Origin of the sequence: Sulfurimonas sp. (assembly GCF_023229105.1) — a bacterium.
Classification (GTDB): Bacteria; Campylobacterota; Campylobacteria; order Campylobacterales; family Sulfurimonadaceae; genus Sulfurimonas.
Map to the genome: position 1 here is coordinate 1 of NZ_JALNZY010000034.1, position 20,341 is coordinate 20,341.

Consider the following 20,341-nt stretch of genomic DNA (forward strand, 5'->3'; position numbering starts at 1 on the left):
CTACCTTAAAATTTAGTTGCCGTGATTGTACCAAAATAAAATTAATATTTTTTTATAATCATGCGATTACCAGTCCATTGACTGAACTTTTCCATATTTTAGAGGAAAAAGATAATTTTTATTGTGTTTTAATCTAATAATCCCGATAGAACTTTGAGACTTATAGTTCTTTATGAAAATAATTGCATCCCCATCAACTGAAAATCTTGGAAATTCATTAACACCTACTGCGGTTAATCTTCTTATAAAATCTGTCTCCGTAGATATAATATGCAGGTTAAATGTATTGTCTGCAAAAGATTCCGAACTCTCTCTTGCTTTATAAACTATATACCGACCAGATACGCTACATGCAGCATTGCTCTTTCCATAGTGAACCATCTGCTCAACACTTCCTGTATTCATATTCTTTGAAAAAATATTCGGATATCCTAAGCGATCAGAAACAAATACTATACTTTCTTTACCCATAAACTGAGCGCCTACGTCAATACCGCCATAAGTTGTTATTTTTTTTGTGCTTTTAGTTTTAACATCATAAAGGTAGATGTCGGTCTGCCCTTCTGGTGCCATAGTCAACAGCAACTGACTGCCGTCATCATTTACATCAGAACATATCATCATTCCATCGGAAGATTTTATAACTTTACTTTTTCCTGTTTTTATATCTACATGCTTCAATGTCGGCTTTTTCTCATCTAAAGAGGTATAGTAAAATGCGGTCTGCTCCTTGTTTGCCCATTTTGGAAAAATATTAAAACCGCCTTTAACAACTACATGTTGATATGCTAGGGTATAGTCAGCTATAACCAATTCACTTTTTTGAGGCTCTGTCATTCTTGAGAAGATAACTTTTCTTTTCATCCACTCAACAGGAGCTTCTCCCATAAATTCATTTATGTCATATGCAATTGAATGAGAAACAAACATATATACGTTTGTATTATTAACTTTATAGTTTTTATTAAATACAGCCCTGCCTTGGCTTATCAGCTTAAGCTCTAAATTTAACGCGCGAGAATCGTCCTCAATTAGTTTATATCTTAAAACATAGCTCATATCTTTATTTTCTACCAATACGCTACTGGCATCATAGTCAACTTTGCGGTGAAATCTCTCTACGTTAAAGATTGAAAGAACATTTAAATCTGCAACTATTGATTTAAAAAATTTATTTCTAAAAGTCTCCTCATAACTAACAGACGCATCCTCAATTGCCAATGATGGAAGTGAATCAACTTTTTTAATAACCTCTATAGTTGCGTCACTTGCAAACAAAAAAGTTATTGCCATGAAAAATGAAATTAATATTTTCAAATATTACTCCTCAGAAATTAAAATTATTTTATATACCCCTGAACTATTATTAGGGCTTTTTGGAAAAAGTACACTACTGAGTCTATCTTTTATCTTATCGCACTCTCTATTTAGAGCATCACTCTCCGAGTATATCAGAATTCTAAAGTCAACTACTTTTCCCATGGAAGTAAGCTCAATAACAGCTGTCACAGCGTTGCCTTGCGAGTTTTCAGGCGGATAAAAATACTCGTATACTAAAGCTTGAATTTTAGCCAAATATTCATTAACCTCTGTTGCCGTAGAGCTTTTTGAACTCTCATCATCCTTTTTAGATGCATCTAGGCTCTGGATTCTTTTTGAAATTGATTCAGCTTTGTTTATATCTGATTTTTGAATCTTTTTTTGAATTTCATTCAACACTCTCTTATCTGGTGTCGGTTTTTCTTCCTGCGTCTTTTTAATATCTTTGGTCCAAACTTCACTAAAGAGATCTTCAACTGTTCTTGTTTTTTTCTCAATCTCTTTAGTTGTCTCTTTTTTAGGTTCCTCTTTTATAACCGGCTTTATATCTGGCTCTTCTTTAATGGGAGTATCAACACTTTTCTTAGCACTACTTGCTTGAATCTTTGGGATATCCATGGATATAGATATATAGTTCTCTTTTTTCATAGCAAAGGTTTTCTTCTCTTTTGATGACGTGATAAATAGCAAAAAAAGTAGTGAGAAAAATATAAAAAAAGATAGCGATATAGCTCCGCTAATATAGAAATAGGAGTTTTTATTATCCATTAGTAGCTAATGATACCTCAGTAAAACCTGCCTGTTTAACAGCAGCCAATACAGACATAACAACACCATAATCCAAACTTTTATCTGCACTAATAAGAACAGTTGCTTTTAAATCTAATTTTTTTGAATAGAGAAAAAAATTATCCAAAAAAGCATTGAGTTGGTAGTTGTCTTTATTAACTTTTAAATTTTTATCTTTATCTATAGTAATGTGAACAGGAGGTATTTTAGATAATGATTTTGTTTTTGAACTTTGAGGAAGATTTATTCTCTCTTCATATATCATATTAGGTGCAATAACCATCATAATTGCTAAAAGAACAAGCATCACATCCACAAGCGGAGTGATGTTTAGTTCAGGTTTTTCATCCCAGTCATAAGCCATTGTTAAACTTTTCTAGCTATTATTGCGTCGCTTTGCATCTCAATAAAACTAATAAGTTCATATGATTTTCTCTTAAGAATTTGATGATATGTGTATGCAAAAATTGCAACAAAAATACCGGCAGCTGTTGCTACTAATGCATCAGAGACTCCACTTGCTATCACAGACATGCCGCCGCTACTTTGCCCAATATGCGTAAAGGTATCCAATATAGAAACAACCGTTCCAAAAAGACCTATAAAAGGAGTAGTAGAGGCAAATACGGAAAGCACCGAGAGACCTTTTGTAGCATCTTTAGTAGCCGCAGATGTAGCAAGTGCTAAAATATCTTTTGAGGTATTTGTACTTGTTTTTAAAAAATTGCTTAAAAAAGATTGTGAATTTACTGCAGTTGAACCCATCAAAAGACCCTCTAATGATCGGCTTTCTGTCTCAAGCCAACTATTAAGAGAAAAATATCGATAGAAAAAAACCCAGTTTAGCACTATAAAATATATAGCTAAAAGGGCTAAAACACCCAGCGTAACTGAGTGGCTTTTTATATAAAAATCAATTATTTCGTTAATCATAATCTATAGTAAATTTTGTGCTGCCGACTCAAGTTTTGCCATAACGGTAGCAATTGCAGAGCTATCTTGTTTAATAGATTTAATAAGCTTTTTCGCATCTTCTAGCGCTTTAGAAATAGCACTTTCAGTCTCTCCGCGAATTGCTACTGCACCCTCGACTAATACTATAACTTTCTCTTCATCAACCTGAACAACACCCCAGCTGATAAGAATTGATTCGACTGATTTATCCTCTTTCTCTACATCAACTACACCTGCTTCAAGCAGTGTAGTCAAACAAGAGTGTTCTGCTAGAACTCCAAACTCGCCCTCTTCACCCGGAAGAGTTACGCTAAGTGCATTACCATTATAGATAACGCCGTTAGGAGTAAGGATTTCAAGTTTTAACTTATTCATGTCAGTCCTTTATGAATTACTTCATTTTTCCAGCTTTTTCAATTGCCTCATCTATACCACCAACCATGTAGAAAGAACCCTCTGGCATATGGTCGCATTCGCCGCTAAGGATCATTTTAAAGCCCTTAATAGTGTCTGCTAAAGAAACATATTTACCTGGAGAACCTGTAAATACTTCGGCAACGAAAAACGGCTGTGATAAAAATTTCTCAATTTTACGAGCACGTTCAACAATATTTTTATCATCTTCACTAAGCTCATCCATACCAAGAATTGCAATAATATCCTGTAAGTCTTTATACTTTTGAAGTGTTTGTTGTACACCACGAGCTACACTGTAATGCTCTTCGCCTAAAATTTGAGGATCAAGTAATCTTGAAGATGAATCCAATGGATCAACCGCAGGATAGATACCTTTTTCAGCAATTTTACGGTTAAGAACCGTAGTTGCATCTAAGTGAGCAAAAACAGAAGCCGGAGCAGGGTCAGTTAAGTCATCGGCTGGTACATAAACAGCTTGAACTGAAGTGATTGAACCATTTTTTGTTGATGTAATTCTATCTTGAAGAGCACCCATTTCACGAGCTAGTGTGGGTTGATAACCAACTGCTGAAGGGATACGTCCAAGAAGTGCTGACATCTCTGAACCAGATTGAGCAAAACGGAAGATATTATCAACAAACATCAATACATCTAATCCTTTTTCATCTCTAAAATATTCAGCCATAGTAAGACCAGTTAAAGCGATACGGTTACGTGCTCCTGGAGGCTCACTCATTTGACCATAGCACAGTGCAACTTTGTCAAGTACGTTAGAATCTTTCATCTCATGGTAAAGGTCGTTACCCTCACGAGTTCTCTCACCAACACCAGCGAATACAGATAGGCCTTCATGTCCCATAGCAACGTTGTGAATAAGTTCCATAATAATAACTGTTTTACCAACACCAGCACCACCAAACAAGCCAACTTTTCCACCTTTAGAATAAGGCGCTAAAAGGTCAACAACTTTAATTCCTGTTTCAAACATCTCTGTAGTAGTTGATTGTTCAACCAATTTTGGAGGTTCACGGTGGATTGACCACATAGGAGCATCCGTAATTTGCTCACCATTATCAATAGTTTCGCCAATTACGTTAAAGATACGTCCAAGAACTTTCTCTCCAACAGGAACTTTAATAGGCGCACCTGTAGCTTTTGCGTCCATACCGCGAACTAAACCTTCACTCATATCCATAGCAATCGTTCTAACACGACCATCACCTAAGTGTGCTGCAACTTCAAGCACTAAACGAGTTACTGTACCTTCTAAATGTATATTAACTTCGATTGCTTCATTAATTATTGGAAGATATCCATCAAAATCAACGTCAACAACCGGGCCCATAACCTGGCTTATTTTACCAATCATATTTTTCTCCATTATTTCATAGACTCTACACCGCTTATAATCTCTATAAGCTCTGTAGTAATTGCTGCTTGTCTCGCTTTATTAAATTGAACATTTAATGACTTAACCATATCTTTTGCATTATTAGTAGCTGCATCCATGGCCTGCATTCTAGCACTATGTTCAGCAGCAACAGAATCGATTAACGCATAGTACATTGCATATTGAACATATCTATTTACTAAAGAATCCAACATTTTCTCTTCATCTTGAGACTCAACCTCTAGCATAGATTTTTCTGGCTCATCACACTTAAATTGGCTTGAGTCAACAGGCAATACTTTATTTACATGCAACTCTTGAGTTATCATGTTTTTATAACCGTTATATACCATGTGTAAAGCATCTATTTTGCCATCTTTAAAATCTTCAATAGATGAGATTATAAAATCATCTGAATTATTTTTGTCCGGATTCGAGCTAAGATTTGCAACTGAGTCAAAAAGTTCAACCTCATTATATTTAAAAAACTCAATACCTTTTTTACCGATTCCACGTAAACGCACTTTTACATTTTTTGCTTTATACTCTGCTAAGAGTTTTTTAACAGCTTTAATAGTTTGAATATTAAAACCGCCACATAAACCCTTATCAGCAGTTACAAAAACAATGTCAACTGTTTTTGGATCTTCAATCTCTATAAAACATCGATTGTCGAGTCCGCCAATTTTGTTACATTTAATACGTCCAGCTATTTCGGCAATTACCTGATTCATTTTTGCAGCATAAAGACGAGAGCGTTTAGCTAACTCTTCAGCACGACGAAGCTTTGCAGTAGATACAAGCTTCATAGCACGAGTCGTCTTTTGAGTGTTAGTAACACTCTTAATCTGTCTTTGAATATCTTTCAAGTTTGCCATAAAGTTTTCCTTACGCTACTACAAAGCTAGCTTTGAACTCTTCAAGTGCTTTTTTCATTAATGCTTTAGTATCATCATCTACTTTAGAAGTGCTTCTAATACTCTCAAATATTTGAGGATAAGATGCTTCAACAAAAGGATACATCTCTGCTTCAAAACGAACAATGTTTGATGGATTCATATCATCTAAGAAACCTTCATTTCCTGCAAATATAATCATAACTTGCTTTTCAGCTGAGAGTGGAGAAAATGGAGGTTGCTTTAGAACCTCTACCATTCTTTGTCCACGCTCTAGCTGATTACGAGATGTCTCATCAAGATCAGATGCAAACTGAGCAAATGCCTGAAGTTCACGATACTGAGCCAAATCAAGTCTTAGTGTTCCCGCGACTTGCTTTGTAGCCTTGATTTGAGCAGCTCCACCAACACGTGAAACTGAAAGACCAACGTTAATAGCCGGACGAATACCTGAGTTAAATAGTTCAGTTTCAAGGAAAATCTGACCATCTGTAATTGAGATAACATTAGTTGGAATATATGCAGCAACGTCACCAGCTTGTGTCTCAATAATAGGAAGCGCAGTAAGTGATCCTGCACCTCTTTCATCAGAAACTTTCGCAGCTCTTTCAAGAAGACGAGAGTGGATATAAAAAACGTCACCCGGATATGCTTCACGACCCGGAGGACGACGAAGTATAAGCGACATCTCACGATAAGCAACCGCATGTTTACTTAAATCATCATATACGATTAGACCGTGTCTAGCGTTATCACGGAAGTATTCACCCATAGTAACACCTGTATATGGTGCTAAAAATTGAAGTGCTGCCGCTTCAGATGCAGTAGCGGAAACAATAATAGTGTATTCTAATGCACCATGCTCTTCTAAACGACGGATGATTTGTGCAACAGTTGACTCTTTTTGACCGACTGCAACATAAATACATACAACGCCGTTACCTTTTTGGTTAATGATAGCATCAAGAGCAACAGTTGTCTTACCTGTTTGTCTATCACCGATAATAAGCTCACGTTGACCTCTGCCGATCGGAACAAGCGCATCAATAGCTTTAATACCTGTAGCTAGCGGCTCATGAACAGATTTTCTATCCATAATACCAGGAGCTTTTTCTTCAACAAAACGAGTCTCGCTTGTTTCAATAGGACCTTTGCCGTCAATTGGTTCACCAAGAGCATTTACAACGCGTCCAAGAAGCGCATCACCAACTGGAACACGAAGAAGTCTGCCTAATCTTTTAACTGACATACCCTCTTTTAACATTGCTCCTAGTCCAAGGATAACAACCCCTACCGTGCTCTCTTCAAGGTTCATAACTAAACCTCTTGTTCCCTCTTCAAACTCTACCATCTCCCCAGCCATAACGTTGCTAAGTCCGTAAACTTGCGCAACACCATCAGCATAAGAGACAATTTTACCCGTCTCATTAATATCTACACTTAGTTCAAAGTTATCGATACGCTCTTTAATTATTGAGCTGATTTCATCAGCCTGAATTTTTGCTACCACTACACATCTCCTCTCGTTGAAAGTTAAATTGCTTTTGCAATATGTTCTATAATTTGACTGTTAATTCTTGATTTTGAGAAACTAATCTCAATACCTAAATCTTCAACATCCACTTTTATTCCGTTAAAGCTCTCTTTTTCAAACTTTAATAATATTTTTGAATCAAATTTACTACCTAAACCGCTACTTAAATCTGCTATGACTTTAGCATCGATATCGCTATCGCTGTAAACAGTTCCGCTATAACTCTTGTTTGTATTAGCAATATCTTTTCTCATAACTTCTGCAATTGCAGGAATAATATTGATACGATTGTGCTCAGCAAGTAGTTTTATTAAGTTCTCAACCTCTTTAAAGTTAACAGACTTAACTGCATCCAATAAGATTTCTGATTTTTGTTTTTTACTAACATCAGGGTTGTTGATAATTTGAATAAATTTTTTATTTTCAAATGCTTTAGCTAAAATAGAGAACACAAAAGCTATATCTTGCATCTTCTGTGCATCAGAATCTTGCTTAATAGCTTTTGTATATCTTTTTGCGATTAACTCTTCCATATTATGCCACCTTCTTTAAGATAACATTTGCCATGGCTTCTTTATCAAAGCTCTCATCACTTTGACTAAGAACTTCTTTGAGTATCTCTTCAACAACACTTCGAACCATTTTTCTTTGTTCATATTCTATCAAAACAGCTTGTTGCTTTATCATTATTTCAACATCAACATCGCATTGAGACATAATGCTATCATTGATAATTTTATTCTCTTTTTTTGAGCTGACTGTTAAGTTTTGTGCAAACTTTTCTGCTGATGCTATTTTTGCAAGAGCGTCTTTTTTCAAGGCTGCCGTCTCTCTTAATTTATCTTGCACTTTTTTCATTTCATCAGCGATTCCCTGACTTCTTGATGCAAAATAATTTTTAACAGGTTCTGCAATAAGATACCAGATAAGACCTGCAAACAGTAAAAAGTTTACTGTTCTTTGTACTATATCGGTACCTGCATTTTCTGCACTGCCGCTAGATGCCAATGCATAGGTTGATATCATTAGCATAAATACTAAAATTCTACTCACAGTACATCCTTATATTTGACTAAATTTAGCTTTTACAGCTTCTTTGAACAGTGGAACTTGTAATTTTAAATCACTGCCCAACTGTTCGCGAGTACGAGCGAGTAACTGCTCAAACTCTAAGTACTGACTAGCCAGTTCAGCACGTTTTGCTTCTAACTTACTCTCTGCTAACTCTTTAGCATCCGTAATAACTTTCTCTCTTAAGGCCGCAGCTTCTAGTTTAGCGTTTACAATTATCGACTCTGCTTTTGATTCAAATTCTTTGATTTCGTCATCATTTGAACCTACTTTTTCAAGGTCTTTTTTGATGTCTTCATCTCTTTTACTCATATAAGCAAATAATGGATTGTAAAGCCAACTGTTCAGAACGGCTATAAGCGTAAGAAACACGATTAATGTAACTACAAGTAGTATCGGATTTATATCTAACATAGCACCTCCTAAAAGTTGCGTGATTATACTATGTTAAAATTAAAAGAATTGTTAAACTGACAAAAAATTTAAAAAAATTTTATATTTTTAAAAAGCAATTTAAATTTATTTCAATTTTTACTGTTTTATTTTAAAAATAAGTCTAAAAAATTATCTATTTGTTCTCTGTTTTGAAAATCTATAGTTAAACTCTTATTTGAACTTCTGCTTTTAAAACCAAGTTCTGATAATCTATCTTTTATATTATTAAAATTATATAATGAAGCCTCTGCTTTTGGAGCAGTTTCGGGTTTTGAATTTTTTATACTTTTTATAGTTGTCTCAACTTCTCTAACACTCAGTTTTTGCCCAATTATTGAGTTTACAATCAACTGTTGTTGCTTCTCATCTAAACCTACTAAAACCTTAGCGTGCCCTGTACTTATCTTCTTCTCTACAAGTGCTCTTTGTGTTTTTTGTGAAAGTTGCAAAAGTCTTATAGTATTTGTAATGTGTGTTCTACTTTTATGAATTTTAGCAGATAACTCTTCTTGTGTAATCTCATGAAGCTTGATAAGCTCCCCATACGCATGAGCCAGCTCAATCGAGTTTAACTCATCTCTTTGGATATTTTCTATAAGAGCGAATTGTCTCATCTTCTGTTCGTCACTATTTAAAATAATTGCACGAATAGTTTTTAACTTTGCTAGTTTTGATGCGCGCAATCTTCTCTCTCCTGCAATCAAAACATACCCATCAACATCTTCTGTCACTACTATAGGTTGAAGCAATCCATCATTTTTTATAGATTCGCTAAGCTCATAAAGAGAACTCTCTTCAAAATGCTTTCTCGGTTGAAACGGATTTGGTCTTATATCTTTTAGAGGAATCTCTATAATCGAATCTTTTTGAGAAATCTCATTTTCATACGCTTCGTCTATTTCACCTAAAAGTGCGCCCAATCCTCTGCCTAGTTTTTGTGACTTCATGCTTTCATAATCGCTTGTGCTAAATTTTGATAAGATATTGAACCTATCGATTTTACATCATAAAGAATGGCAGGTTTGCCAAATGACGGTGACTCCGCTAGTTTTACATTTCTTGGAACCACTATAATCTCTCCGCTTGAATCTTTAAAAAGTTTACTATCAAAATGCTGTTTCAAATCTGCAAAAACCTGTTTAGAGAGATTATTTTGAGCACTAAACATTGTTGGCAAAAAACCTCTGATATTTAATTTTTGATTTATTGATTTTCTCACAAGTTTTACAGTGTTTAACAGCTGTGCTAAACCCTCGAGCGCAAAAAATTCACACTGTATAGGAATTATTACCGAGTTTGAAGCTGAAAGAGCATTTATCGTCATAGGTCCTAAAGCCGGAGGAGAGTCTATAATAATATAGTCATAATCCTTGAGGACATTTGCTATCGCTTTTTTCAAAACAAGCTCGCGCCCTTTGGAATTTTGTGCATCATAATACTCTTTTTCTATTCCCACAAGTCCGATATTTGATGGTGCCAAATGAAGAGTCGGAAGTTCTGATTTTAGTATAATATCTTTTAATTTTTTTGTTCCAATAAGTACATGATACAGGTTAAATTCATAATCATTTCTGTGAAATCCCAAAGACGTAGTGGCGTTTGCCTGAGGGTCTGAGTCTATTAAAAGAACTTTTTTTTCTGCAACTGCAAGTGAGGCAGCTAAGTTTACGGCTGTAGTTGTTTTACCGACACCGCCTTTTTGATTTGCAATTACAATTACTTCACTCATCTTAGACTATATATCCTCTCGCCGTTGATTACAACAGAACCATCGCTCTGCAGTGACGCATTTTCTAAAGAAATTTTTAAACTTTTGCTGTGTGTATAAAATTTTTGATTCTTATAAAATTCTAACTCATATTTACTAAAAACTTGCTTCCATGAGCTCTTTTTTTCTATATTTAAAAAATATCTTTTTATAAGTTCATCTCTGTGTAAATCCACATCTAATTTCGTAAAATTATTCGGTGCTTTTGCCATGTTTAATCCAACCCCGCAAAGCAGGCTGTTTTTAACCAAATTTGTAATCATTCCGCCGACTTTTTTGTTATTTATATAAAAATCGTTAGGCCATTTTAGCCATAGGGCAGATCCGAAATCTTCTAATGTCTCCTTTAAAATAAAAGAAAAATATATAGATGCGGATTCAAGTTTCAAATCTTTTGGCAAATCCTCTAGTGCAAGTGCAAAGGATAAAAAGAGATTACCCCGTACTCCATTCCAAGAGTTTTCTCTGCTTCCCACTCCGGCTGTTTGAAAATTCGCCATAACTGCACAAGGTGGAGAAATTTTGTCCTCTAGCATCAACTCTTTTAAATATTTTTGTGTTGAATCTACGCTGTCAAGAGAGAGTATCTGCAACACTTACTCTTTTGCCGTTTATATAAGAGAGAACATCCATCTCATTTTTTGATTCCGGCTGTACTCTATAAATGCGAATTCTCCCCTTTTTACATCCGACGATAATAGAATCTTTTTCTATTTGCAGGATTTTTCCACTCTCATTTTCACTCTGGTTTTCAACTAATTTTATCTTCTTTAGTTTAAGTCCAGAGGCAAGGTAAATGCCCGGCCAAGGTGTAAATGCACGATACTTATTAAAGAGAGCCTCAGCATCAGCAAACGAAACTTCCCCATCTTGTTTGGTAATTTTTGTGCAGTGTGAGGAGGTTGAATCGTCCTGTTTTTTGGGCGTATATTTATTAAAATTCTTCAGCACGTCAACAATTAACTCACATGCAGTATCCGTAAGCCTATCAAAGAGCGACTCTGACATCTCATTTGCATCAACGTCAATCTCTTGAATCTTTATAATATCTCCAGTATCAAGCCCCTCATCCATAAGCATAGCAGTTACGCCTGTTTTACTGTCTGCATTTAAGAGAATTTGCTGTATCGGGCTAGCACCCCTGTAGTTCGGTAGTATTGAAGCATGAAGATTTATGCAAGGGGCATGTTCTAATATTTCACGTGGAAGTATCTGTCCATAAGCGGCAACCACTATATAGTCACACTCTATTTTTTTCAACTCTGTAATCGTTGCTGCATCTCTTAATCTATTTGGTTGATAAACGATAATGTTATTTTGCAGTGCTATAGTTTTTACGATGGGAGGAGTAAGAACTTTTTTCCGTCCTACAGGCTTATCAGGCTGGGTATATACACCAACAACTTCCATATCTTTTGTGCTGATAATTTTTTCTAAAATCCGTCCTGCATACTCCGGTGTTCCCATGAAAATTATTTTCATCACTTCTCCTTAGTAAAAAGAGTTCCGCCTGCATGTCTGTTTTGTAACATAAGACTTTTAATGTCGCTTAAATCGTATCCGCTTGTAAGAACCATGTCTATTCCATGTCCTAAAAGATAGTTTGCAGCTTTTAGTTTCGTCAATATTCCGCCTGTAGCAAAAGCGCCATGAGGAGTCGCCTCTTTTTCAAGCTCATTTTGATTTATGCTATGCACGGTTTTAAATATTTTTGCATCTGTAAATTTTCTTGGATCTTTATCATAGTAGGCATCAATATCTGAGAGAATTATAAGCAAATCTGAGTCGGTATATTTTGTAATATATGCTGAAAGCTGGTCATTGTCTCCAACAACTAGCTCCTTTGTGGAGGTTGCATCATTTTCATTGATAATGGGGATAACGCCGTTTGAGAGAAGAGTATTGACTGTATCTTTGATTCTTTGTATCTCATCTTCTCTTTGAAGGTTTGCAGCGGTTACTAAAACCTGCGCAGTTAACACATCATGCACTCCAAACTTCTTACTATATTTGTTCATAAGTATCGGCTGCCCTATTGAAGCTAACGCCTGCTTGTTTTGCAGTATGCTTCTATCTAGCTTTAAAGAGGTGTACCCTGCTGCTACCGCTCCAGAGGAGACTAAAATAACTTCGTTTGTCTCTCTAAGTTCGCATAAAAAATCTACTAAATCCTTCATTCTCCCTAGAGCGATAGAGTCATTTTGTGTTAAAACAGCACTTCCTACTTTTACGACTACTCTTTTCATTTTTTAGGACTCTAATCTTTTTGATTGGACTAATTTAAAAAGAGCATTTTTAAGCGGCTCTATATTTTTATTTGTAGCCGAGGAGATAGGCACTACAAAGTATGGAAGTTCTCTGTTATAGCCAAGTGTCCCATCTGCTGTTTTTTGAATAAAATATGGCATTGTCTCATCAAAACCAATATCACTATCTTTGTTTGCTTTAACTCCAACTATCTCTAAAAAACTCTTAACCAACTCTTCTATTTCATTCGGAGGCACTACGTCAACTCTAGTTAAGGCAATAGCATATTTACTCTGTGCCAATTTGTCTGAAAACGCTGCCACTTCTTCTTTTAGCGTCTCTATCTGCTCTTTTAAATCTCTATATGATGCCAAATCAACCATGAAAAGAAGAATCTCTGTTCTTTCTATATGTCTTAAAAACTCTATTCCAAGACCTTTTCCCTCATGTGCTCCGCCTATAATACCGGGAATATCAGCCATAATAAACGACTCAAAATCGCCTATATTTACCTGCCCGAGTTTTGGCGTAAGTGTTGTAAACTCATAATTTGCAATCTCAGGACGAGCATTTGAGACAGTTGAGATAAGAGTAGATTTGCCAACATTTGGAAAGCCTACTAAGCCGACATCAGCTATAAGTTTAAGGTCAAGCTTAATTCTTCTTGTCTCTCCCTTTTGCCCCGGTTGAGCGTAAGTAGGTCTTTGATTTGTGGATGATTTAAAGTGAGTGTTTCCAAGCCCACCTTTTCCGCCCATTATAAAAAGCTCCTCTTGCCCATCCTCTAGCATATCAAACAGCACTTCCCCGCTCTCTAGGTCGATTATCTGCGTTCCCGGCGGTACTATGATAACCTTTTTAACACCGGATTTTCCGTTCATATTTGAGCCTTCTCCCGGAACACCGTTATCAGCTTTTATATGCATCTTTTTTTGAAAATGAGAGAGCGTATGCGTGTTGTTATCACACTTAAACCAAATATCTCCGCCCTTGCCACCATCTCCGCCATTTGGTCCGCCGTTTACGACAAATTTTTCACGACGAAATGCAACACACCCTTGACCGCCTTTTCCAGAGGAGACTGTTAGTTCAACGCTATCTGTAAACATATATATTTTCCTTGATGTTTAATACTTAAAAATTTACTATTAACAATAAAAAGTAAACTGTTAAATATTTAAAGCTTTTTAGGCGTATAGCCCAATGTTTGAAGTAGAAATATTTGAGCCTTAGCTCAAATATTGGTAGAATTATGCAGCGGGGATTATTGAAACTTGTTGGCGTTTTTTATCTTTTCTGTGAAATGATACAACTCCATCAACCAAAGCAAAAATTGTATGGTCTTTTCCCATACCAACATTTTTACCCGGGTGAACCTTAGTTCCTCTTTGGCGAATAATGATGTTACCAGCTATTACAGCCTCTCCACCATACTTCTTAACACCAAGTCTTCTACCAGCCGAATCACGATTATTCTGTGTACTACCTTGACCTTTCTTATGTGCCATCTTAAATCTCCTTAAGTTTTTTTAGCTTATGCTGCTATTTTTGTAATACGAACACGCGTATAATCTCTTCTAAAGCCTCTTTTTACTTTAGAGTCTTTACGACGACGCTTTTTAAAAGTTACAACTTTCTTCTCACGCCCCTCATTAATAACCTCAGCAGTTACAACAGCGCCTTCAACGAAAGGTGCTCCAACTTTAAGCTCGCCTGCGTTAACAGCTAGAACTTCTTTAATCTCGATAGAAGCTTTAGGTTCAAGAGACATTTTATCAAACAATAAAATATCGCCCTCTTGAACTTTATACTGCTTGCCACCGTTTTTGATAATTGCGTACATGTACAATTCCTTAAATCTTTAAATACTTGGGTCCCCGTGGGCGCATAATCTACATTCCCATTGGTTTTGTTTCTACAAAAAGTTCGGAATTATACTCTTACAAGCTTTAAGTATTGTTTAATCATAAAAATATATTTTAATATTCTTACTCTCATAGAACTTTTTTGGTCACGAATCCTAAATATTTTATATCTTAACTTTTACAACTCTAAAACTCTTTAGATTTAGCATTGTGAACAAATCGTCCAGCCATCTCTTTGGTTTGCGTTACTATCTCACTTACCTCTTTTGCGTTATCTGCATTTTTTTGTGTTGTCTCCTCAAGCGTACCAATCGTGTCGTTAATATTTGAAACTGCTTGAGACTGCTCCTGCATCGTTGAACTTACTTCATTGATAGAACCCGTCATGATACCCACTGTTGCAGTAATTTCATTAAGGCTTTTTTGTGTTTTTTCAGCAAGGCTAGTTACCTCACCTGCAACAACAGCAAATCCTCTACCATGCTCTCCTGCTCGCGCTGCTTCAATAGCAGCATTTAGTGCCAAAAGATTGGTTTGGTCTGCGATATCACGGATTACGCTTATTGCTGATTTTATATCCTCGGATTGGCTTACAACACTGTTGGTTCTAAGAACAATCTCATTTATTGCAACTGTAATTGACTCCATTATTTTTGAAGTCTCTTTGAGTTTTTGTGCTTGATCTTGCGCTGAAGATGTCAACAATGTCATGTTTTCAGAGAGCTTAAGAGATTGTTTCTCTAAGCTATGCCCATCTTCAAGTTCCTGTCTGCTCGCTTTTGAGAGTGCTTTGCCTAAACTGTTTGTGCTCTCAAAAAGTTCTTTGACTCTTCCTGTTGTATCCGCTATTTCTACAGTCGCCTTAAAGTTATCATTCTCATAACTCTTAAGCACTTCAAGCACTTTTTGGATATTTGCATTCATAGCATCAAGCATAGAGTTGACAATATCTTTGAGTCTATTTAGAGATTCGCTGCTCGCATCTACTTCAACTCTTTTTGTCATATCGCCTTTAGCTGTTTTTGAGGCAACGTCAGAGAGGTTAGCAATAAGCTCATTATCTTGTATTGCACCATCTTCCATGTTCTTTATATAGCGATTGAACTCATAAGCGATATCTTTAATCTCATCATTTTCTTTAATCTCTATGCGTGAACCATTTTTTTCATTTAAATTTTTAACCCCATCTAGTAAAAGTAGCAGTTTACTTTTAAACTTTAAAGAGACGATAAGTGCAATAACAATGATTATAAATGCAATCGTAACTAGTGTAAACGTAAAATTCCACATGTTATCTTTAACTTGATCTCTCATTTTCTTATTAGAGATACTCACTCCAAGATAGCCGGAGACATCGCCCTCTTTCCAGTTCGTATGGCAAGCGATACACCCTTTTTCAGCGATAATTTTTTCATAAAAAGTAGAGGTATCATCTGCTTCATCTATCTTATAGGTTTTGTTGTTTATAAACTCTAAACTCCTATCGATTTCAAAGTGACAACTGCTACATTTTTTCTCTTTATCCATCAAGGTGCTTCCATGAAACCCCGCCGACTCCTCAAGAGGCTTATCGCTCCAGTCTGTTCGAAGATACCTTCCATTTGTTTGTTCATAAATTTCTTTATTTGGATTGTAAAAGCCGCCTTCTTTGTGAACAAATGGTTTTCCTACAGTTACCTCATTTGATTTGTAATTCATAAGCCCAGAAGATGCATATAAAACAGTCTCCTTTACACCCTCAAGGAGCGCAATATTGTCCATTGTAGCTTGAAATGTTTTACGCTGACCTCGTGCAAGCGAATCTCTTGAAGAGACAATATAGTTATGTAAAATAGCAGACCCCTTATCCTCTATCATCTCCTCAAGTTTTTGTTTTTGAAGATAATAGTTGAGCGTTATAGAGATAATAGAGATGGCTATAACACTAAAAACGAGGGGGAAAGAGAGTTTAAATAAGATGGTTTCAAAAAAGCTTCTCTTTTGCATGATTTACCCCTTAAACTTAAAATGTCTAAACTTAGATATGGCTCTTTCATCCTTGAAAGTGTGAAGCATAATCTGCCTTGGAAAGTGCTCGCTTGCACACCCTATGCAGGGATGACCGGCTTTTATACATGTATTTGTGTTATTATTGTGTCCAATCGTCATACAATCATTTTTTGTAACGGGCCCTTGACAACCGAGCTTAAGCAGACAGCCAGAATCACCGATTTTTTTTGCATAGTTTTTCTCTTGAAACTCAGAGTAGTAGATGCACCTCTCATGAACGGTTTGAGAAAAAAATCTAAGCGGTCTTCCCTCTGCATCAAGCTCTGGAATAGTTTTGAATTTTGCATAATGAAAAATGACATAAACTAAATGTTCAGGCTTCATAGGACAATTTGGCAGAGATACGACAGGTTTGTTTATGTTTTTATATTTTGTAAATTTGCCGATGGACATAACGCCAGCATCCATCCCTTGCATTCCAGTGATTCCTCCAAATGCAGCACATGTTCCGCCAGCAACACAAGCAGAAGCGCTAGCACTCATCTGCTCCATCCACTCCATAATAGGTCTATCACCCATCATACAAGCATGAGGCATCGCAACAGGGATAGAACCCTCTACTACAAAAAGATAGTTATCTTTTAACTCTTTAGAAGCTTTGTTGAGTATCTCTGTGACTTGTTTTCCAGTTGCTAAAGAGATGTCGGGATGATAAATAATATTTGTGTATCTTGTGAGAATATCAAGCACAGAGACATCTTCAATGTTTAAAAAGGAGGTTGAACAACCAGAACATGAAGATCCATGCAGCCAAACAATATTTGGCTTTATCATTCTTCCATTTTCCATAGCTATGAGGTCTTGAACTGTAAAAAAGTTTGCCGCTCCAACTGCAGCTATAACTTTTAACATCTGCTTTATTGCATCTCTTCTTGTTAAAATAGCCATTTTGTCTCCTTAATGAACCGAACATGCAAGACATGGATCTGTAGATCTTACTATTCTTGCCAACTCTATAGGATTATCGGGGTCTTTGATTTTCGTACCCATAAGCATCTTCTCTACAGCTCCAAGAGCTCCACTTGCATCTTTTGGCGAGATGTTCCAAGTGGTAGGTACAATCATGTCATAGTTTTTAATAAGACCGTTCTCATCAGTCTCTATCCAGTGTGCCAAGGCTCCCCTAGTTGCTTCGGTAAGTCCAAATCCAACCGCATTTTTTGGAACAGCTCTCTCTACGAATGCGAGTTCATCTGGAATCACTTTTTCTGTATCTTCTAAGATTTTATCAATTATTGTAGTTGCCATAATTGCCCGACAAAGATGTCTTCCCAAAACAGAGTTATACTCTTTAAAGGTAAGTCCCAATTTTTTATTTATAGAATCCACAAGAGTATTTAGCTTTTTGTTTTTACCGCTTTTATAAGTGTTTATAACTCTTGCAACCGGACCCACTTCCATAATCTTACCTTTATAACGAGGCGCTCTTGACCAACTATATTTTCCACCCTCTTTTTTCTGCTCCTCTTTAAACTCTTCATAATTTATAGGTGTCAAATCTGTAGAGTCAAGAGGTCTTACGTTGGAATCTGGTTTGGATTTGTAATAAGAGTATTTATGGTCTTCAAAGATGTTTTTCAAATCAAGTTCTTCATACTTGCCATCTATTGTTGAGCCGCCTACAAAAAGATGATTTTCCCCATTTTCATCGGGCAAATAGGGATAAGAGAGGTAGTCTCCATATCCTGCGCCTATTTTAAAATACTCAGGAAACTCTTTTGCTACGGCTATAATATCGTTTAGGTAATTATCTTTTATAAAATTTCTAGCACTTATTATCAAAGATCTATACTTTGCAAGTTTTCCTATAGTAGGAATAGTTGTTACTCCGCCAGCTTCAAGTGTTACAGGATGTGGTGCTTTTGCCCCGAAAATTGCAACTGCTTTTGTCAAATCAGCCATAACCTTAATAGCTTCTAGGTAATTTTTTATTGCGGTGAAGTTAGTGTTATTTCCTTTTGCGTACATCGCTTCATATCGCGGTAAAAAAGGAGCTGCAGGGAATATTTTATTGCTTTTTAGTTCGTTTTGAACCCATTTTTTTACACTTAAGACGCTATCATCATCTCCCTCATATTTTAATACCGCAGTTATGTCGATAAAATCTAACGCGCTTAAAATATAAAAATGTAGCAGATGGTCTTGAAGCTGATAAGCACCGACAATCATATTTCTTAGTAGCTGTCCGTTGTGGTTTGGTTTTATTCCCATAGCATTCTCAAGTGCAAGAGAAGCTGCTTCAGCGTGTGCATAGGGACAAACACCACAAACTCTTTGAGTAACTTGTTGTGCAACTCTAGCATCGTAACCTATAAGTGCTTTTTCGATTCCCCTATACATCTCCGCAGAACACTTAGCGTCCGTAACAACCCCATCTTTGATTATCGTCTCAAACTTAAGATGCCCCTCTATCCTTGTCAGCGGATCTATAGTGATTTTTCTTTCGCTCATTTAACACCCCTTAAACAACAAAATTAAAATAAACTTTACTGCATAATACAATTTTAAATATTAAATTATTCATAAAGGTTATATTTGTTTTTATTGAAAAATATGTGGAATAAAGAAAAAGCTTAAAATTTTATACTAACCAACCATACTTTATATCTATTCAAGTTCTAACTGCATCAGATACATATCTTCCCCATCAAGAATATCAATATCCGTATCTTTACATGTCGGACAACAATACTCTGTACTTTTTAAAACGGCTTCCCTTAGACATTTGTTACATTTTATAACAATTTGCTGGATATTTATAATAAACTCCGCTTCCTCGCAGAGTGTCTTTTCCTTAAATGTCTCAAACGCAGTTCTTAAAAGTTCAGGTTCAACTCCGCTCATAACACCAATTTTTACTACAACTTTAGTTACTTTTTTTGCATTGTTTTTCAGTGCGTTCTCTTCGCAAGAGTCCAAAAGAGACTGAACTATACTATACTCATGCATCCGTATTCCTTGATTTTAATCTTTGGGGTGTTTCAATGGAGCAGACTTTATATACAAAATCATATCTTAGTTTGTGAAAGGAGCTATCTTCATCCCAAAACTCTGGATGCATGATTTTTAACTCTTCCTCTTTTTTCTGCTCTATCATAGAGACATTTTGGGATAGATACTCCTCTTTTTCATATAAAAAATCACTATAAATCTCTTTATCCTCGCACAAATTTTGAGCAAATTCGTTTAAAAATTCAAAATAATCATTATTTTCAAAAACTTTATCGAGCATTCCTATCTTAAGTGCACTATTTGCACTGATGGGCAGACACTCATCTAAAAGTTTACCTGCTTTTTTCTCGCCAACTCTTTTAGCTAGTGAGAAAGTGTGATATTCACTCCCACTTAGCCCCAAAGTTTTATAGTGCGGATTTAAAACCACTCCCTCTTGTGCTACTACGAAGTCACAAGCGAGTGCCAAAAAGACTCCACCTGCTCCTGCATTTCTATGTAGAGATGCGATTGTTATAACTTCATCTGCAAAGAGTATGGACTTTACTACATCATTCATAGCATTTATATTGCTCCAACCATCCTCGCCCTGCTTTTTTGAATCTTGTAAGATATTTAGATGGATGCCATTACTAAAAAAATCCTCTCCCCCCA

General features: G+C 36.0%; 24 protein-coding genes. All 24 read right to left on the reverse strand.

Annotation, left to right across the window (positions count from 1 at the left end; genetic code table 11):
• Positions 1–66 precede the first annotated feature (66 nt).
• Positions 67–1,317 carry a Tol-Pal system protein TolB gene (gene tolB / locus M0Q17_RS06030; RefSeq protein WP_295084551.1) on the reverse strand — a complete coding sequence of 417 codons (1,251 nt, stop codon included), beginning with the start codon at positions 1,315–1,317 and terminating at the stop codon, positions 67–69.
• 3 nt (positions 1,318–1,320) lie between these two features.
• Positions 1,321–2,088 (reverse strand): TonB C-terminal domain-containing protein, encoded by a 768-nt coding sequence (locus M0Q17_RS06035; RefSeq protein ID WP_295084554.1) that lies wholly within the window; start codon positions 2,086–2,088, stop codon positions 1,321–1,323.
• Positions 2,081–2,473, reverse strand: a complete 393-nt coding sequence (locus M0Q17_RS06040) for a biopolymer transporter ExbD (RefSeq protein WP_295084557.1) — start codon at positions 2,471–2,473, stop codon at positions 2,081–2,083. Before M0Q17_RS06040 ends, M0Q17_RS06035 begins: the two co-directional genes overlap by 8 nt.
• 2 nt (positions 2,474–2,475) lie before the next feature.
• The gene (locus M0Q17_RS06045) at positions 2,476–2,874 is read right to left on the reverse strand and encodes a MotA/TolQ/ExbB proton channel family protein (RefSeq protein ID WP_295084560.1); all 399 of its coding nucleotides are present in this window, start codon (positions 2,872–2,874) and stop codon (positions 2,476–2,478) included.
• A 171-nt stretch (positions 2,875–3,045) separates the two neighbouring features.
• Positions 3,046–3,438 (reverse strand): ATP synthase F1 subunit epsilon, encoded by a 393-nt coding sequence (gene atpC / locus M0Q17_RS06050; protein WP_295084563.1) that lies wholly within the window; start codon positions 3,436–3,438, stop codon positions 3,046–3,048.
• A gap of 16 nt (positions 3,439–3,454) precedes the next feature.
• Positions 3,455–4,849, reverse strand: a complete 1,395-nt coding sequence (gene atpD / locus M0Q17_RS06055) for a F0F1 ATP synthase subunit beta (RefSeq protein WP_295084566.1) — start codon at positions 4,847–4,849, stop codon at positions 3,455–3,457.
• A gap of 11 nt (positions 4,850–4,860) precedes the next feature.
• A complete protein-coding gene (gene atpG, locus M0Q17_RS06060) occupies positions 4,861–5,748 on the reverse strand; it encodes an ATP synthase F1 subunit gamma (protein WP_295084569.1) in 888 nt (295 codons plus the stop codon).
• Positions 5,749–5,758: 10 nt separating this feature from the next.
• Positions 5,759–7,276 carry a F0F1 ATP synthase subunit alpha gene (atpA, locus tag M0Q17_RS06065; RefSeq protein ID WP_295084572.1) on the reverse strand — a complete coding sequence of 506 codons (1,518 nt, stop codon included), beginning with the start codon at positions 7,274–7,276 and terminating at the stop codon, positions 5,759–5,761.
• 23 nt (positions 7,277–7,299) lie between these two features.
• Positions 7,300–7,833 carry a F0F1 ATP synthase subunit delta gene (locus M0Q17_RS06070; protein ID WP_295084575.1) on the reverse strand — a complete coding sequence of 178 codons (534 nt, stop codon included), beginning with the start codon at positions 7,831–7,833 and terminating at the stop codon, positions 7,300–7,302.
• 1 nt (position 7,834) lies between these two features.
• Complete coding sequence (locus M0Q17_RS06075) at positions 7,835–8,353, reverse strand: F0F1 ATP synthase subunit B (RefSeq protein WP_295084578.1); 519 nt, start codon at positions 8,351–8,353, stop codon at positions 7,835–7,837.
• Positions 8,354–8,362: 9 nt separating this feature from the next.
• Positions 8,363–8,785 (reverse strand): FoF1 ATP synthase subunit B', encoded by a 423-nt coding sequence (locus M0Q17_RS06080; RefSeq protein WP_295084581.1) that lies wholly within the window; start codon positions 8,783–8,785, stop codon positions 8,363–8,365.
• Between the two features lie 125 nt (positions 8,786–8,910).
• Positions 8,911–9,753 (reverse strand): ParB/RepB/Spo0J family partition protein, encoded by an 843-nt coding sequence (locus tag M0Q17_RS06085; RefSeq protein WP_295084584.1) that lies wholly within the window; start codon positions 9,751–9,753, stop codon positions 8,911–8,913.
• Positions 9,750–10,535, reverse strand: a complete 786-nt coding sequence (locus M0Q17_RS06090; RefSeq protein ID WP_295084587.1) for an AAA family ATPase — start codon at positions 10,533–10,535, stop codon at positions 9,750–9,752. The genes M0Q17_RS06085 and M0Q17_RS06090 overlap by 4 nt, the downstream gene beginning before the upstream one ends.
• Positions 10,532–11,167 (reverse strand): biotin--[acetyl-CoA-carboxylase] ligase, encoded by a 636-nt coding sequence (locus M0Q17_RS06095; protein ID WP_295084590.1) that lies wholly within the window; start codon positions 11,165–11,167, stop codon positions 10,532–10,534. The genes M0Q17_RS06090 and M0Q17_RS06095 overlap by 4 nt, the downstream gene beginning before the upstream one ends.
• The gene (gene fmt, locus M0Q17_RS06100; protein ID WP_295084593.1) at positions 11,148–12,056 is read right to left on the reverse strand and encodes a methionyl-tRNA formyltransferase; all 909 of its coding nucleotides are present in this window, start codon (positions 12,054–12,056) and stop codon (positions 11,148–11,150) included. The genes M0Q17_RS06095 and fmt overlap by 20 nt, the downstream gene beginning before the upstream one ends.
• A complete protein-coding gene (gene proB / locus M0Q17_RS06105) occupies positions 12,056–12,820 on the reverse strand; it encodes a glutamate 5-kinase (RefSeq protein ID WP_295084596.1) in 765 nt (254 codons plus the stop codon). Before proB ends, fmt begins: the two co-directional genes overlap by 1 nt.
• A 3-nt stretch (positions 12,821–12,823) precedes the next feature.
• Positions 12,824–13,930 carry a GTPase ObgE gene (gene obgE / locus M0Q17_RS06110; protein ID WP_295084599.1) on the reverse strand — a complete coding sequence of 369 codons (1,107 nt, stop codon included), beginning with the start codon at positions 13,928–13,930 and terminating at the stop codon, positions 12,824–12,826.
• A gap of 141 nt (positions 13,931–14,071) precedes the next feature.
• Positions 14,072–14,329 (reverse strand): 50S ribosomal protein L27, encoded by a 258-nt coding sequence (gene rpmA, locus M0Q17_RS06115; protein WP_295084602.1) that lies wholly within the window; start codon positions 14,327–14,329, stop codon positions 14,072–14,074.
• A 26-nt stretch (positions 14,330–14,355) separates the two neighbouring features.
• On the reverse strand, positions 14,356–14,664 hold the full coding sequence (gene rplU / locus M0Q17_RS06120; protein WP_295084605.1) for a 50S ribosomal protein L21: 309 nt from the start codon (positions 14,662–14,664) through the stop codon (positions 14,356–14,358).
• A 208-nt stretch (positions 14,665–14,872) separates the two neighbouring features.
• On the reverse strand, positions 14,873–16,672 hold the full coding sequence (locus M0Q17_RS06125) for a methyl-accepting chemotaxis protein (protein WP_295084608.1): 1,800 nt from the start codon (positions 16,670–16,672) through the stop codon (positions 14,873–14,875).
• A gap of 3 nt (positions 16,673–16,675) precedes the next feature.
• Positions 16,676–17,623 carry a hydrogenase small subunit gene (locus tag M0Q17_RS06130; RefSeq protein WP_295084610.1) on the reverse strand — a complete coding sequence of 316 codons (948 nt, stop codon included), beginning with the start codon at positions 17,621–17,623 and terminating at the stop codon, positions 16,676–16,678.
• Between the two features lie 9 nt (positions 17,624–17,632).
• Positions 17,633–19,186 carry a nickel-dependent hydrogenase large subunit gene (locus M0Q17_RS06135; RefSeq protein ID WP_295084613.1) on the reverse strand — a complete coding sequence of 518 codons (1,554 nt, stop codon included), beginning with the start codon at positions 19,184–19,186 and terminating at the stop codon, positions 17,633–17,635.
• A gap of 156 nt (positions 19,187–19,342) precedes the next feature.
• Positions 19,343–19,684, reverse strand: coding sequence for a hydrogenase maturation nickel metallochaperone HypA (gene hypA / locus M0Q17_RS06140; protein ID WP_295084616.1), 342 nt, complete (start codon positions 19,682–19,684; stop codon positions 19,343–19,345).
• Positions 19,677–20,341, reverse strand: a 665-nt coding sequence (locus M0Q17_RS06145; protein ID WP_295084620.1) for an enoyl-CoA hydratase/isomerase family protein, incomplete at its 5' end; no start/stop codon positions are given. The genes hypA and M0Q17_RS06145, both read right to left, overlap by 8 nt.